This window comes from Streptomyces sp. NPDC093544 (assembly GCF_040683495.1).
Lineage (GTDB): Bacteria > Actinomycetota > Actinomycetes > Streptomycetales > Streptomycetaceae > Streptomyces.
This window is the reverse complement of the sequence record NZ_JBFBEA010000028.1, coordinates 79653-94556: the sequence shown is the minus strand read 5'-3', so window position 1 is coordinate 94556 and position 14904 is coordinate 79653. Positions and strand designations below refer to the sequence as shown.

At 68.7% G+C, this 14904-nt stretch carries 12 protein-coding genes and 1 tRNA gene; 9 read left to right on the top strand and 4 right to left on the bottom strand.

What is annotated here, in order from left to right:
• Window positions 1–148 precede the first annotated feature (148 nt).
• The 5 genes from AB0N66_RS34195 (at window position 149) to AB0N66_RS34175 (ending at window position 6607) form a co-directional block, all read left to right on the top strand.
• A complete protein-coding gene (locus AB0N66_RS34195) occupies window positions 149–724 on the top strand; it encodes a DUF501 domain-containing protein (protein WP_365442347.1) in 576 nt (191 codons plus the stop codon).
• Window positions 721–1662 carry a Ppx/GppA phosphatase family protein gene (locus tag AB0N66_RS34190; RefSeq protein WP_365442345.1) on the top strand — a complete coding sequence of 314 codons (942 nt, stop codon included), beginning with the start codon at window positions 721–723 and terminating at the stop codon, window positions 1660–1662. Before AB0N66_RS34195 ends, AB0N66_RS34190 begins: the two co-directional genes overlap by 4 nt.
• Before the next feature lie 439 nt (window positions 1663–2101).
• Window positions 2102–3502, top strand: coding sequence for an NAD(P)/FAD-dependent oxidoreductase (locus tag AB0N66_RS34185; RefSeq protein WP_365442343.1), 1401 nt, complete (start codon window positions 2102–2104; stop codon window positions 3500–3502).
• A 282-nt stretch (window positions 3503–3784) separates the two neighbouring features.
• Complete coding sequence (locus AB0N66_RS34180; protein ID WP_365442341.1) at window positions 3785–5074, top strand: class I SAM-dependent methyltransferase; 1290 nt, start codon at window positions 3785–3787, stop codon at window positions 5072–5074.
• 291 nt (window positions 5075–5365) lie between these two features.
• Window positions 5366–6607 carry an RNA-guided endonuclease TnpB family protein gene (locus tag AB0N66_RS34175; RefSeq protein WP_365442339.1) on the top strand — a complete coding sequence of 414 codons (1242 nt, stop codon included), beginning with the start codon at window positions 5366–5368 and terminating at the stop codon, window positions 6605–6607.
• A gap of 38 nt (window positions 6608–6645) precedes the next feature.
• Here the strand turns inward: AB0N66_RS34175 and AB0N66_RS34170 are convergent, their stop codons facing one another.
• Window positions 6646–9174 carry an FtsX-like permease family protein gene (locus tag AB0N66_RS34170; protein ID WP_365442337.1) on the bottom strand — a complete coding sequence of 843 codons (2529 nt, stop codon included), beginning with the start codon at window positions 9172–9174 and terminating at the stop codon, window positions 6646–6648.
• Window positions 9175–9275: 101 nt separating this feature from the next.
• On the bottom strand, window positions 9276–10043 hold the full coding sequence (locus AB0N66_RS34165) for an ABC transporter ATP-binding protein (RefSeq protein ID WP_365442389.1): 768 nt from the start codon (window positions 10041–10043) through the stop codon (window positions 9276–9278).
• Window positions 10044–10467: 424 nt separating this feature from the next.
• Here AB0N66_RS34165 and AB0N66_RS34160 point away from each other — a divergent pair.
• The 3 genes from AB0N66_RS34160 to AB0N66_RS34150 all read left to right on the top strand — a co-directional run bounded on the left by AB0N66_RS34160 (window position 10468) and on the right by AB0N66_RS34150 (window position 13064).
• Window positions 10468–10550: transfer RNA gene (locus AB0N66_RS34160), tRNA-Leu, on the top strand.
• A gap of 191 nt (window positions 10551–10741) precedes the next feature.
• Window positions 10742–11917, top strand: a complete 1176-nt coding sequence (locus tag AB0N66_RS34155) for a 4-hydroxybenzoate 3-monooxygenase (protein ID WP_365442335.1) — start codon at window positions 10742–10744, stop codon at window positions 11915–11917.
• Window positions 11918–12179: 262 nt separating this feature from the next.
• Window positions 12180–13064 carry a Bax inhibitor-1/YccA family protein gene (locus tag AB0N66_RS34150; protein WP_365442333.1) on the top strand — a complete coding sequence of 295 codons (885 nt, stop codon included), beginning with the start codon at window positions 12180–12182 and terminating at the stop codon, window positions 13062–13064.
• A gap of 106 nt (window positions 13065–13170) precedes the next feature.
• On the opposite strand, the gene AB0N66_RS34145 is transcribed toward AB0N66_RS34150, so the two are convergent.
• Window positions 13171–13401 carry a DUF4287 domain-containing protein gene (locus AB0N66_RS34145; protein WP_148008763.1) on the bottom strand — a complete coding sequence of 77 codons (231 nt, stop codon included), beginning with the start codon at window positions 13399–13401 and terminating at the stop codon, window positions 13171–13173.
• A gap of 105 nt (window positions 13402–13506) precedes the next feature.
• Here AB0N66_RS34145 and AB0N66_RS34140 point away from each other — a divergent pair, with 105 nt between their 5' ends.
• Complete coding sequence (locus tag AB0N66_RS34140; RefSeq protein ID WP_365442331.1) at window positions 13507–13818, top strand: hypothetical protein; 312 nt, start codon at window positions 13507–13509, stop codon at window positions 13816–13818.
• Between the two features lie 49 nt (window positions 13819–13867).
• On the opposite strand, the gene AB0N66_RS34135 is transcribed toward AB0N66_RS34140, so the two are convergent.
• Window positions 13868–14650, bottom strand: a complete 783-nt coding sequence (locus tag AB0N66_RS34135; protein ID WP_365442329.1) for a hypothetical protein — start codon at window positions 14648–14650, stop codon at window positions 13868–13870.
• Window positions 14651–14904 lie beyond the last annotated feature (254 nt).

The following is a 14904-nucleotide window of genomic DNA, read 5'->3' as shown; positions in this document are numbered from 1 at the left end:
GAACCGGCAGACCGACCAGGCCGACCGGCTGACTGAACCGGCAGACCGACCAGGCCGATCGGCTGACTGAATCGGCAGACCGACCGATTGACCGGTTTGACTGACCGACCTTTTGACTGACTGATCAGAAAGACATGTGACTCACGGCATGGAAACGCCACCGCCGCCCACCCCGCGCACCGAGCCGACCGACGCGGACGTCGAGGCCTTCAAGCAGCAGCTGGGGCGACCGCCGCGCGGGTTGTGCGCGATCGCGCACCGCTGTCCCTGCGGTCAGCCGGACGTGGTGGAGACGGCGCCACGCCTTCCCGACGGGACGCCGTTCCCGACGACGTACTACCTCACCTGCCCGCGGGCCGCTTCCGCGATCGGCACGCTGGAGGCCAACGGGGTCATGAAGGAGATGACGGACCGGCTGGCGAGCGATCCCGAGCTGGCCGCCGCGTATCGCGCCGCTCATGAGGACTACATCGCCCGGCGTGACTCCATCGAGGTCCTGGAGGGCTTCCCCAGCGCGGGCGGCATGCCGGACCGGGTGAAGTGTCTCCATGTGCTGGTGGGCCACTCCCTGGCGGCGGGTCCCGGGGTGAACCCGCTGGGCGACGAGGCCATCGCGATGCTGCCGGAGTGGTGGCGCAAGGGGGCCTGCGTGGTCCCGTCACCCGAGACCACTCATCAGCCCGGCGCTCACCCCTCCCTCGCCGAAGAGGAGGCCGCCAAGTGACCCGTGTCGCCGCCATCGACTGCGGTACGAACTCGATCCGCCTGCTCGTCGCCGACGCGGACCCGGCGACGGGGGAACTCGTCGACCTGGACCGGCGTATGACGATCGTCCGGCTCGGCCAGGGCGTCGACCGGACCGGGCGGCTCGCCCCCGAGGCGCTGGAGCGCACCTTCGCCGCCTGCCGGGAGTACGCGGCGGCCATCAAGGAGCACGGCGCTCAGCGGGTGCGGTTCGTGGCGACCTCGGCCTCCCGTGACGCCGAGAACCGGGACGAGTTCGTGCGCGGGGTGCTCGACATCCTGGGTGTCGAGCCCGAGGTCATCACCGGTGACCGGGAGGCGGAGTTCTCCTTCACCGGCGCGACCAAGGAGCTGACCGGCCGGGACGGCCTCGCCAGGCCGTATCTGGTCGTGGACATCGGCGGCGGGTCCACGGAGTTCGTCGTGGGCGACGACCAGGTGCGTACGGCCCGGTCCGTCGACATCGGCTGTGTACGGATGACCGAGCGCCACCTCGTGCACGACGGCAAGGTCAGTGACCCGCCGACGCCCGCCGAGGTCGACGCGATCCGTGCCGACATCGAGGCGGCCCTGGATCTCGCCGAGCGGACCGTGCCGCTGCGCGAGGCGCGCACGCTGGTCGGGCTCGCGGGCTCGGTCACCACGGTCTCGGCGATCGCGCAGAACCTTCCCGCGTACGACTCGGCGGCGATCCACCACTCCCGGGTCTCCTACGACCGGGTCCGCGAGATCACCGAGACCCTGCTGATCTCGACGCACGCCGAACGCGCCGCGATCCCCTCGATGCATCCGGGCCGTGTCGACGTCATCGCCGCGGGCGCCCTCGTACTGCTCGCGATCATGGAGCGGGTCGGCGCGGCGGAGGTTGTGGTCAGTGAGCACGACATCCTGGACGGGATCGCGTGGTCGGTCGCGTAGTGCCTGCGTGGTCCGTTGGCCGCCTCTCCTGAGCCGGTCGGACAACGTATGAGCGCACTTCAGGGGTCTGGAAAACGCCTCGGCGACACGCCGCCGGAAAAGTTCGTGAAGTTCTTCACAAGGAAAAAGGCCGTGTTGGACGAGGATTTCGTTCCGATGGCCCTTCGGGGCGGCTCACCAGGCAGAGAAGGGTGCTCACCGGAGCGTTCGGGGCGTGTTTCGGGCGTGTGAAACGGGGGTCGCTCCGGCCCGTTCGCGGGACCCTCGCGGACGCGGAGTGGCAGCTCACGCGGTGTTGACAACGGTCCGAAGTGGACGCGGGTTCCCTCGTCGTGACATGACCTGGGTCACGTGGGCGGCGCAGTGTAGCAGAGGGTCCGCCCATGCTTGTGAAGGGGCTCACGAGCCACCCCCCTGGGGCAGGTGGATACTCGATGGCATGAGCACCACGGAGCGTCCCAGGATCCTCGTAGTAGGCGGTGGGTACGTAGGCCTGTACGCAGCTCGGCGCATTCTCAAGAAGATGCGCTACGGAGAGGCGACCGTCACGGTTGTCGACCCCCGGTCGTACATGACCTACCAGCCCTTCCTCCCCGAAGCCGCCGCCGGCAGCATCTCCCCTCGGCATGTCGTCGTCCCGTTGCGGCGCGTGCTTCCCAAGGCGGAGGTGCTCACCGGTCGGGTGACCACCATCGATCAGGACCGCAAGGTCGCGACGATCGCCCCCCTCGTGGGTGAGGCGTACGAGCTGCCTTTCGACTACCTCGTCATCGCGATGGGCGCGGTTTCGCGCACCTTCCCGATCCCCGGCCTCGCCGAGCAGGGCATCGGTATGAAGGGCATCGAGGAGGCCATCGGCCTGCGTAACCACGTCCTGGAGCAGCTCGACAAGGCTGACTCGACCACGGACGAGGAGGTCCGCCGCAAGGCGCTCACCTTCGTCTTCGTCGGCGGTGGCTTCGCGGGTGCGGAGACCATCGGCGAGGTCGAGGACATGGCCCGCGACGCGTCGAAGTACTACACCAGCGTGTCCCGTGAGGACATGCGCTTCGTCCTCGTCGACGCGGCGGACAAGATCCTTCCCGAGGTGGGCCCCAAGCTCGGCCTGTACGGCAAGGAGCACCTGGAGAGCCGCGGCGTGGAGATCTACCTCTCCACCTCCATGGACTCGTGCGTCGACGGTCACGTCGTGCTCAAGAACGGCCTCGAGGTCGACTCCAACACGATCGTCTGGACGGCCGGCGTCAAGCCGAACCCCGTCCTCTCCCGCTTCGGTCTGCCGCTCGGCCCGCGCGGTCACGTGGACACCCAGACCACCCTTCAGGTGCAGGGCACGGACTACATCTGGGCCGCGGGCGACAACGCCCAGGTGCCGGACGTCGCCTCCCGCAAGGCCGGTGTCGAGAACGCCTGGTGCCCGCCGAACGCGCAGCACGCGCTGCGGCAGGCGAAGGTGCTCGGCGACAACGTGATCTCCGGTATGCGGGGCTTTCCGCAGAAGGAGTACGCACACGCCAACAAGGGTGCGGTGGCCGGGCTCGGCCTCCACAAGGGCGTTGCGATGATCGTCATGGGCAAGGTGAAGATCAAGGTCAAGGGCCGTCTCGCCTGGTACATGCACCGCGGCTACCACGGTCTCGCCATGCCGACGTGGAACCGTAAGATCCGCGTCTTCGCCGACTGGACGCTCGCGATGTTCCTCAAGCGTGAGGTCGTCTCGCTCGGCGCCATGGAGACTCCTCGTGAGGAGTTCTACGAGGCCGCGAAGCCTGCTCCGGCCCGCGCGGCCGCGGCACCGGCAGCGCCCGCCAAGACCGAGGAGAAGGCCAAGGCCTCCTGACCTCCGGTCGCCGAACGCTCCGGCCTCGGGTCACTGAACGCTCCGACCTCCGGTCACCGAACGCCCCGAAGGGGCCTCCCGCCATCCGTGGTGCGGGAGGCCCCTTCGGCGTTTCCGCGGCCGCCGCATCGGCGATAAAAGCACCGCGGCCTCGACATCAAAAGCATGGTCCCTGCACGTATTTTGCGAAGCCGTAACGCGGAACGGGGACTGCGCGAGGAGCATGTTGGTGTTTACGTGGTTGTTGGAGCGTTCGGGAGTGTCGTCACGGAGGTGTGCGCCATGCAGGACGCCGCGCTGCGGCTCAGGAGCCTTGTCGAACAGTTGCTGGGAGCCCCGCTCCCGGTGCGCATCCGCGCCTGGGACGGCTCGGAGGCAGGGCCGCCCGCCGCCCCCGTACTCGTCGTACGGAATCGACGGGCTGTACGCCGGCTGCTGTGGAAGCCGGGAGAGCTGGGCCTCGCGAGGGCGTGGGTCGCCGGGGACCTCGCCGTGGAGGGCGACCTCTACACCGCGCTCGGCCTGATGTCCGGGCTCCTGTGGGAGCGGGGAGAGGACGCGAGGGGGACGGCACAAGCCCTGCGGGACCCCGAGGTGCGCGCCGCCCTGCGCGGGCTGGTGAAGCTGGCCGGGCCGCTGCCGCCCGCCCCGCCCGGAGAAGAGGTGCGCAGACGCCGTCATCTGCACACCAAGCGCAGCGACAGGCGGGCCATCAGCCACCACTACGACGTGGGGAACGACTTCTACGAGGTCGTCCTCGGTCCGTCGATGGTCTACTCGTGCGCCTACTGGGAGTCCGGGGAGGCCACCCTTGAGGAGGCCCAGCGCGACAAGCTCGACCTCATCGCCCGCAAGCTGGACCTGAAGGCGGGTCAGCGGCTCCTCGACGTCGGCTGCGGCTGGGGTTCCATGGCCATCCACGCCGCGCGTGAGTACGGCGTCAGCGTGGTCGGCGTGACGCTGTCGCAGGAGCAGGCCGCGTACGCCCGTAAGCGGGTCGCGGAGGAGGGGCTGACCGACCGGGTGGAGATCCGGGTGCAGGACTACCGGGATGTCGCGGACGGGCCCTTCGACGCCATCTCGTCGATCGGCATGGCCGAACACGTGGGCGCCGAACGGTACTTGGAGTACGCCGAGGTACTGCATCAGCTGCTGAGGCCCGGCGGGCGGTTGCTCAACCACCAGATCGCGCGCCCGCCGCGCCGGGACGAATCGGCGTACTCCGTCGACGAGTTCATCGACGCGTACGTCTTCCCGGACGGCGAACTCGCGCCTGTCGGGACGACGGTGACCCAGTTGGAACGAGCCGGCTTCGAGGTCCGTGACGTCGAGTCGATCCGCGAGCACTACGCCCTCACCCTGCGGCACTGGGTCACCAACCTGGAAGCGCAGTGGGGGCGTGCCGTGCGGCTCACCAGCCCCGGCCGTGCCCGCGTCTGGCGGCTGTACATGGCCGCCTCCGCACTCGCCTTCGAGCGCAACCGCATCGGCGTCAACCAGGTACTGGCGGTCAGGACGCAGGAGGCTTCGGGGGCGTCCGGAATGCCGTTGCGGGCGCGTACCTGGAACTGAAGAGCGTGCGCGTACGAGAAAGGGGCCCCGTTCCCCCTGGAGGGAACGGGGCCCCGACTCGTGCCGTGCTACCGGGATTCATTCTCAGTGCTCCGGCGTTCATGCCGGGGGCGTGGAGAATCCGGCGGCTGTGCCGCGGAGCGGCACGGAAGTGGGTGTCGGTGGGCGCGGAGCGCCCACGTTGCTGCCGGCGGAGCCGGGGAGGGCTCGCCGACACTGCCTGGCAAGGGTGATGCGGGGAACGCATGTTCCGGGTTCATGCGGGCGGGTCTCGTTCGTACGATCGGCGTCATGCAGCTCCGGTACGCCTTTCGCCTGTACCCGGAGCCCGGCCAGGAACGTGCGCTGGCGCGGGCGTTCGGGTGTGCCCGTGTCGTGTTCAACGACGCGGTGCGCGCCCGCCGTACCGCCCATGAGCAGGGCGATCCCTATCCCACGGCAGCCCTGCTGTCCAAGGTGCTGGTCACGGAGGCGAAGCAGCGTCCGGAGCGGTCCTGGCTCGCGGAGGTCTCCGCGGTCGTCCTCCAGCAGTCCCTGAAGGACGCCGAGGCCGCCTACCGCAACTTCTTCGCCTCCCTCAAGGGCGAACGCAAGGGCCCCAAGGCCGCCGCGCCCCGGTTCAAGTCCCGCAAGGACACCCGCCAGGCCATTCGCTTCACCGCCAATGCCTGCTGGTCCATCACACCGGGCGGCCGCCTGCACCTGCCGAAGATCGGCCCGGTGAAGGTCGCCTGGTCGAGGACCCTGCCCACCACCCCCTCCTCCGTCACCGTCGTCAAGGACAGCGCAGGCCGCTTCTTCGCCTCCTTCGTCATCGACACCGACCCCGATACCGACAACGCCCGCATGCCCGACACCGACCGATCCATCGGCATCGATCTGGGCCTGACTCACTTCGCCGTCCTCTCCGACGGCACGAAAATCAACTCCCCGCGCTTCCTGCGCCGCGCGGAGAAGAAACTCAAGAAGGCCCAACGAGACCTGTCCCGCAAACAGAAGGGATCAAAGAACCGTGCCAAGGCCCGCCGGGTAGTCGCCCGCGCCCATGCCAAGGTCGCCGACGCCCGCAAGGAATTCCACCACCAGCTCTCCACGAAACTGATCCGCGAGAACCAAGCGATCGCCGTGGAAGACCTGGCTGTGAACGGCCTCGCCCGCACCCGCCTGGCCAAATCCGTCCACGACGCAGGCTGGTCCCAGTTCGTGAACATGCTCCAGTACAAGGCAGCACGGTATGGCCGGACCTTCATCAAGATCGGCCGGTTCGAACCCACCAGCCAGACCTGCTCGACCTGCGGCCACCGCGACGGACCCAAACCCCTCGATGTCCGCGAATGGACCTGTAGCGCCTGCGGCGCGGTCCACGACCGCGACCACAACGCCGCCATCAACATCAAGACGGCCGCCGGACTGGCGGTTTCAGCCTGCGGAGCGCCGATAAGACCAGGACTCGTCCCGGCACAGCGCCAAGAAACAGGAAGCCACGGAACCCCGACCAGACGCCGTGCAGCGAAGCTGCACAGCACCCGGTAGGGACGGCCAGAATCACCACCCTTCAGGTGGTGAGCACGTCAATCGGACTTGATGGCCGACAGCATGTTCAGGCGGGCCGCCCTGCGTGCCGGCCACAGCGCGGCGAGCACGCCGACCGTCGCCGCGAGGAGCAGGAAGAAGCCCATCCTGGCCCAGGGCAGGACCAGTTCGTACGTCGGCATGCTGCTGCCGAGGAGTTCGCCGGCGGCCCAGCCGAAGAACACGCCCAGGCCGATGCCGAGTACGCCGCCGAAGAGCGAGATGACCAGGGACTCCAGACGGACCATCCGCTTGATGCCCTTGCGGTCGAGGCCGATCGCGCGCAGCATCCCGATCTCCTGCGAGCGTTCGAAGACCGACATGGCCAGGGTGTTGATGACACCGAGGACGGCGACGATGACCGCCATCGCGAGCAGGCCGTAGAGCATGTTCAGCATCAGGGTGAAGATGCTCGCGATGCCGTCGGAGATGTCCTGCTTGTCCTGGACCTGGATGGCCGGGTTGTTGCCGAGGGCCTTCTCCAGCTTGTCCTTGGTGGCGTCCGAGGCGCCGCTCGCCGTCTTCAGCATGACCTGCATGTCGAAGGCGTCCGTGGTGTGCGGGGTGAGCGTCGAGTTGTCGAGCATGATGCCCGAGATCATCTCGTTGCCCTGGTAGACGCCGGCCACGGTCAGCTGCTGCTTCTTGCCGTCCTCGTACGAGACGGTGAACTGCGAACCGGCCTTCCAGCCGTGCGAGTCGGCGGTGCGGTCGTCGACCACGGTCTGCGTCCCGCCGACCTTGAACGAGCCCTCGTCCATGGTGAGGTCGGTGAGCTTGGCGATGGACGCGCCGTTGACGCCCGTCAGGTACTCGGTCTGCTGGTCGATGCGTGAAGGTGCGTTGCGCAGGGCACTGGTGTCCGTGACCCCGTCGAGGCCGGCGAGCTTCTTCTCGACGTCCGGCGAGAGCGACTGGCCGTTCGCCATCGAGACGACGTAGTCCGCCTTGATCGCGGAGCTGGCCATCTTGTCGATCGACTTCTGCAGGCTGCCCGCCATCACCGTCATCCCGGTGATCAGGGTCAGGCCGATCATCAGCGCCGAGGCGGTCGCGGCGGTGCGGCGCGGGTTGCGCACCGAGTTCTGGCGGGCGAGCTTGCCGGAGACCCCGAAGATCCGGAGCACCGGGGAGGCGGCCGCGATCAGCGGGCGGGACAGCAGCGGCGTGAGGATGAAGACGCCGAGGATGAGCAGGACCGCGCCGAGGCCCATCGGGGCCTGGCCGTCCGAGCCGCTCATGGTCGTGGCGAGCAGGACGACGGCGATGCCCGCCCCCGCGAAGAGGGCGCCGATCGTGTTCCGTACGACCAGGGACTTCGTGGTCGCCTGTGCGTGCACGCTGCTCATCGCGGCGACCGGCGGGATCTTCGCCGCGCGGCGGCCCGGCAGCCAGGCGGCGAGCATCGTGATGACGATGCCGACGATCAGGGCCGTGACGACGGTGCCGGGCGAGATCACCAGCGGGCCGTCCGGTACGGGCGCGCCGAGCGTGCCGATCAGGGCGCGCATTGCGGCGCCGATGCCGATGCCCGCGACCAGACCCGAGACCGCGGCGACCGCGCCGACGACGAAGGCCTCGACGAGTACGGACCGGGTGACCTGCCTGCGGGAGGCGCCGACGGCGCGCAGCAGCGCAAGTTCCTTGGTGCGCTGGGCGACCAGCATGGTGAAGGTGTTGGCGATGATGAACGTACCGACGAACAGCGCGATGCCGGCGAAGACCAGCAGGCCCGTCTTCATGGCGCTCATCCCCGAGGAGATCCGCTCGGCCTGGTCGGCGGCGGCCTTCTCGCCGGTCGTGGTGGAGGCGGTGTCCTTCGGTAGGACCTTGTCGAGCTGGTTCTGCAGGGCGGTCTGGCTGATGCCGGCCGCCGCCTTCACATCGATCTCGTCGTAGGTGCCGACCGAGTCGAAGAGCTTCTGCGCGGTGGCCGTGTCGAAGAGGGCCAGGCTGCCGCCGGCCGCGACATTGCCGTCGTCGGTGGTGAAGACCGCGGTGATGGTGGGCGTGAGGACGGGCCCGTCGACGGACAGCCGTACGGTGTCGCCGACCTTGTACCCGGCCCGCTTCGCGGTCTCGGAGTCGATCGCGACCTCGTTCGGGCCGCGCGGGGCGCTGCCGCCCGTCAGCGGATACCGGGGATCCTTGTCCCCCCAGTAGTTCCCGCCCATCGACTGGAAGCCGCTGCCGACGAGCTTGCCGTCCTTGTCGGCGATGGCGGTGAAGCCGTTCACGACGCCGATGGTGGACGCCGCGCCGGGGACGTCGGCCGCCTTGTCGAGCAGCGGCTGCGTGAGCTTCTGCTCCTTGCCGACCGTGTCGCCGCTGTCGTCCTGATACTCGGGCTCGATGACGACGTCGACCTGGTCGAAGCCCTTGGCCGAACTGTTCTGGTAGGCGTCCGAGATGGTGTTGGTGAAGACCAGGGTCCCGGACACGAACGCGACGCCGAGCATCACGGCGAGCACGGTCATCAGGAGCCTGGCCTTGTGCGCGAACACGTTGCGCAAGGCGGTACGGAACATGGGGTTGTCTCAGTCCAGGGAGGTAGGAAGTCTGCGGGACGGCGCGACGGGTGCTCGGTCCGATGGACCGGCGGGCGTCAACTCGTATGGGCCGGCGGGCGTCAACTCGTGCGGCCCTTCGAGTCGAACTGCTTCATCCGGTCGAGGACGGCGTCCGCGGTCGGCTCGAGCACCTCGTCGACGATCCGGCCGTCGGCCAGGAAGATGACGCGGTCGGCGTACGCGGCGGCCACCGGGTCGTGGGTGACCATGACGACGGTCTGCCCCAACTCCCGTACGGAGTTGCGCAGGAAGCCGAGTACCTCCGCGCCGGCGCGGGAGTCGAGGTTTCCGGTCGGCTCGTCGCCGAAGATGATGTCGGGCCGGGAGGCGAGCGCGCGGGCGACGGCGACGCGCTGCTGCTGGCCGCCGGAGAGCTGGGAGGGCCGGTGGCTCAGGCGGTCGGCGAGGCCGATCATCTCGATGACCGTGTTCAGCCACTGCTTGTCGGGCTTACGGCCCGCGATGTCCATCGGGAGGGTGATGTTCTCCAGGGCGGTCAGGGTCGGCAGCAGGTTGAACGCCTGGAAGATGAAGCCGATCTTGTCCCGGCGCAACTTGGTGAGCTGCTTGTCCTTGAGGGAGCCGAGCTCCGTCTCGCCGATGCGCACGGAGCCGGAGGAGAACGAGTCCAGCCCGGCCACACAGTGCATCAGGGTGGACTTGCCGGACCCGGAGGGACCCATGATCGCGGTGAACTCGGCCTGCCGGAAGTCGACGGTGACCCGGTCGAGGGCGACCACCTGGGTCTCGCCCTGTCCGTAGACCTTGGAGAGTTCCGTGGCTCGGGCGGCCACCGCGGTGGCCCGGTCGGCAGTGCGGTCGGCAATGCGGGGGGCGGTCACGGGAGTGGTGGTCACGGGAGGGTGCTCCTGTCGGGACGACGACGACGATTTCCGGGGACGTGTCCATCGTCGTGGCCGTTCGGGGCCGTGTAGTCAGCCGCTGTTCCGGTTCCGGGGGGCGACTTCGGTCGCACCGGGAGCGCCCGTGTCATACCTGGGGATGAGGGCCGTCCCTGAGAGCGCCGGTCACGGGTGCCGCGCTGTCCGCGTGTTCGGACGGTGAAATTCCGTCATTCCGTATGCGCTGCCGGAAGTCGCCCGAAAGGCTATCTGGCATGTGCGGATGGTCCGTACCGGGTGCTGATGCACCCTCAGACATCAATAAAATAAGACAACATCGGTCCGCCTGACCGCTGTTCAGGGGACGAGCCCCGATAGGCTCGGAACTTCGATGCGGAGCCCATGGCCTGCCCGGATGGTGGAATGCAGACACGGCGAGCTTAAACCTCGCTGCCCCTCGCGGGCGTACCGGTTCAAGTCCGGTTCCGGGCACCTCCCGCACTTGCGACGCAGGCGTGGGTCTCGACGGGGTGAGGAGTCCCCCGCACAACCTTTGACCGAGGTCTGTTGACAGAGAGTGTAACCAGTCGGAGACTCGGTGGCAGAGATTGGTGAAGGAAACTTCACTATGCGAACTCGAAGTTGTGAACGAGAGTATCTGAGGAACGCGAAGGGGCGTGCCGATGCGTACCACCGTCGGGATCATCGGGGCGGGGCCGGCCGGGCTGTTGCTGGCGCGGCTGCTGCACAACGCCGGGATCGAGTCCGTGGTCCTGGAGAGCCGGGACCGGGCCTATGTGGAGCACCGGCAGCGGGCCGGGATCCTGGAGCAGGGGACCGTCGACGTGCTGCGGGCCGCGGGGGCCGGGGAGCGGATGGACCGGGAAGGGCTGCGGCACGACGGGATCGAGCTGCGGTTCGAGGGCAAGCGGCATCGCGTCGACTTCCCCGGGCTCACCGGGGGCAGCTCCGTGATGGTGTACGCGCAGACCGAGGTGTGCAAGGACCTCATCGCCCTCCAGCTGAAGGAGGGCGGCCCGCTGCTCTTCGAGGCCGAGGCGCTGGAGGTGGAGGGGGCCGAGAGCGATCGACCGCGGATCCGCTTCACGTACGAGGGGCGCGAGGACGTACTCGACTGTGACTACGTGGTGGGGTGTGACGGATTCTGGGGGGTCGCGCGGAACGCCGTGCCCGCGGACCTCTCCCGCGTCTTCGAGCGGACGTACCCCTTCGGCTGGCTCGGGATCCTCGCCGATGTCCCGCCCTCGCACGACGAGCTCGTCTACGCCCGCCACGACCGCGGCTTCGCCCTGCTGAGCATGCGCTCGCCCACCGTCTCCCGCCTCTACCTCCAGGTGCCCGAGGGCACGGACGCCGAGGCCTGGGGCGACGAGGAGATCTGGGACGAGCTGGAGCGGCGGTTCGCGACCGAGGACGGCTGGGAGCTGCGGCGGGGGCCCATCACCGCCAAGTCCGTCACCCCGATGCGGAGCTACGTCCACGAGCCGATGCGGCACGGGCGGCTCTTCCTCGCCGGGGACGCCGCGCACATCGTGCCGCCCACCGGCGCCAAGGGGCTCAACCTCGCGGTCGGCGACGTCGTCACCTTCGCCCGCGCCCTGGTCCGGCTCCGTGACACCGGATCGGCCGAACTGCTCGACACCTACTCGGCGACCTGCCTGCGCCGGGTCTGGCAGGCCGAGCGGTTCTCGTACGACATGACGACCATGCTGCACCGCGCCCCCGACGCGACCCCCTTCGAGGACCGGCTCCAGCTCGCCCGCCTCGAGCGGGTCGTCGGCTCGCGGGCGGCCGAGACGGACCTCGCGGACGGGTACACCGGGTTCCCGCTGGACTGACCCGGATCGTTCGGGCTGAGCTGTTCGTACGGTCTGAGCCGTTCGTACGGTCTGAGCTCTTCGTCCGGTCTGATCATCGGCCGGTCTCGGCCGTGTCCCAGGTCGGTCATGGATTGGGTGCTCCGTCGCAGGGAATGAGGCCAGCACGTAGCGTGTTCCGCGTCACGACAAGGGAAAGATCCTCCCCAAGCACTAGGCTCTTCCCTTTGCCTACCTATTACTCTTGAGCCAACGCCACGCACGGTGGCCATGGAGGAGTGAAATGAGGAGCAGCAACCCGGTCTTCTCGCGACGGGGGTTCAGCCGCGACAACGGCTACGCGGGATTCAACGCGGCGCCGCAGGCCGGGGGACCCGCTGTCGGCACGCAGGCCAACCCGTACGCCCAGCAGGGCGGCGGCAATCCCTACGCGCAGAACCCCTACGCGCAGCAGGACCTGCAGCAAGGCGCTCCGCCGCAGGCTCCGGTCACCACCGGCCGTATGACGATGGACGACGTCGTCATGCGCTCGGGCATGACGCTCGGCACCGTCGCCGTCGGCGCCATCCTGGCCTGGGCCCTGCTGCCGGTCACCAGCACCAGCTTCGGGCTCGCCATCGGCTCCGCCCTCATCGCCTTCGTACTGGCGATGGTGCAGTCCTTCAAGCGCAAGGCCTCGCCCGCGCTGATCCTCGGTTACGCCGCCTTCGAGGGCGTCTTCCTCGGGGTCATCAGCGAGATGTACAACAGCCAGTGGTCGGGCGCGCCCTTCCAGGCGGTGCTCGGCACCATGGCGGTGTCCGGCGCGACCCTGCTGATCTACAAGGCGGGCTGGATCCGCGTGACCGCGCGGTACGCGCGCATCGGCATGGCCATCGCCATCGCCTTCATCCTGGTCATGGCGGTCAACCTGCTGCTCGTCGCCTTCGGTGGAGCCGAGGACGGCGGACTGCGCAGCATGGGGCCGCTGGGCGCGATCGTCGGCATCATCGCGATCATCCTCGGCGCGTTCTTCCTGACCCTCGACTTCAAGCAGATCGAGGACGGCATCGCGTATGGAGCTCCTCGCGAGGAGGCCTGGCTGGCCGCGTTCGGCCTGACCATGTCCATCGTGTGGATCTACGTCGAGATGCTGCGGCTGGCCGCCATCTTCAGCGGCAACGACTAGTCGGACCGACCGGTACCAGCCGGTCGTCAGTGACTGAAGGGCCCGCGAACCCACCGGTTCGCGGGCCCTTTGTCATGCGGATGCCTGTCGTCTCGGTGGTGCGCGCTCAGAGCAGTTTGCGCGCGGCCCTCCTCAGGTCGTACTCGTGAATGATTGCCTTGGCGTGGCCGTACGCGAGGTCGTGCTCGGCGCGGAGCCAGCTGACCTTTTCCTCGAAGCGGAAGAGCGCGGGGCCTTCGTCGACGGTGCGCAGCCAGTCGGAGATCTCACGACCGGTGCAATGGGGGATGCGGGCGAGCAGGTTGCGATGGGTCTCCTGGGAGAACACTTGGGACATCGGCGCCTCCGGACGCAATCGGGGATGTGAGCCGGTCCTTCACGCCACCGTGCCTGAGGGTTGGGTTGTTGGCAACAGTCCTGCTGCGGCGCGTACGCTCGCCGCGTGCTTGATACGACGCCTTTGACCCGTGCAGTGGATCACTTCGCCGACCGGTTGCGGGCCGCGCCGCAGAGCCGGCTGCAGCGCGGGGCCGCCGCCGAGGCACTGGGCCTGGCCAGGGAGTTGGCACGGTGGGCGCAGCGTGTGGAGGACCCGTCCGGGGAGCCTCGCGAGATGCCCGACGCGGGGATGTTCGCCGCCGCCGACCAAATCATGGTTGCCGCGCATGATTTGGCGCTCGTACTGAAAGACGAGCGGGAGCTCGAGGAAGCAGTGGGGCTTGTTGCGGAGGCGCAGAAACGCGCCGGAGTCTGATCGACTCCGGCGCGTTGAGAGTTCGTACGGCTCCCGGCTCGTGCAGCTCTTACAGCGACGCTATGACTCGGTCCGCCAGGATGTAGATGTTCTCGTCTCCGCACGCGAACGTCAGCGCGTACGCGCCCGAGACGCCGGAGCCGCCGAGGAGGACCGGGGCGGCGCCCGCGTGGAGGGCCGCGGCCAGTTGCTCCGCGGTCTCGCGGTGGCCCGGGGTCATGCACAGGGTCGTACCGTCGGCGAAGACGTAGACGTCGAGGGTGCCGAGCGGGCCGGGGCGGACGTCGGCCAGTTCCGTGCCGGACTCGGCGAGTTCCTCCAGGCAGGCCACCGTGCGCTCATGGTCGTTCACGACGGGTGACTGTGCGGGGATGAAGTCCGGGTGGGAGGGGTGGCGGCGGCGGGCCGCGGCGAGTTCGGGGGAGTCACCGGCGAAGTCGTCGGCCTCCAGGCCCGGCTCGGGCACCGGCTCCAGGTGTTCGAGGCCGATGAAGTCCGAGTGGCGCGGCAGGAACGGTTCGCCGTCGGGCAGGCCGAGCAGCGAGGGCAGGTCGGAGGCGTCACGCGCCTCCTGGGCCGCCCAGAACGCCCGCGCCTCGGCAAGCTCCCGCTCCCGCTCCTCGGCGAGCGCCTCGGCCACGGCAGCGCGTATCTCGTCCGTGTCCGCGGCCGCGCGGGCGGCGGGCACGAGGCCTCGTGCGGCGGTGGCGCGGCTCGCGGCGAGTTCGGTGTGCAGGGCCGTGACCTGCCGGCGCAGTCCCTGAAGCGTGCGCAGAACGGCGACGCCCACGGCCGCGGTGGCGGCCGTGGTGAGCAGCAAAGCAATCGGCATGGCGCTCACTGACGTACTCCCGGTTCAAAGTCGACCCCCGACTTCCTACATCAGCTTGAAGGGCGGACTATCCAGCTGTCAGTGCGTAACGTCACGAAAGGGACAGGACTTTGGGCCTGGTGTTTAGTTGCGTAACGGCTCTGACCTGCGTAAATCGCTCTCCAGAGGGAGATAGGTCACATCTTGGGGGGGATTGGATCACAAATCGGCCCAGAGTCCCTGGGGTTGCAGGGATCCGGGCCGTTTTGGTCACG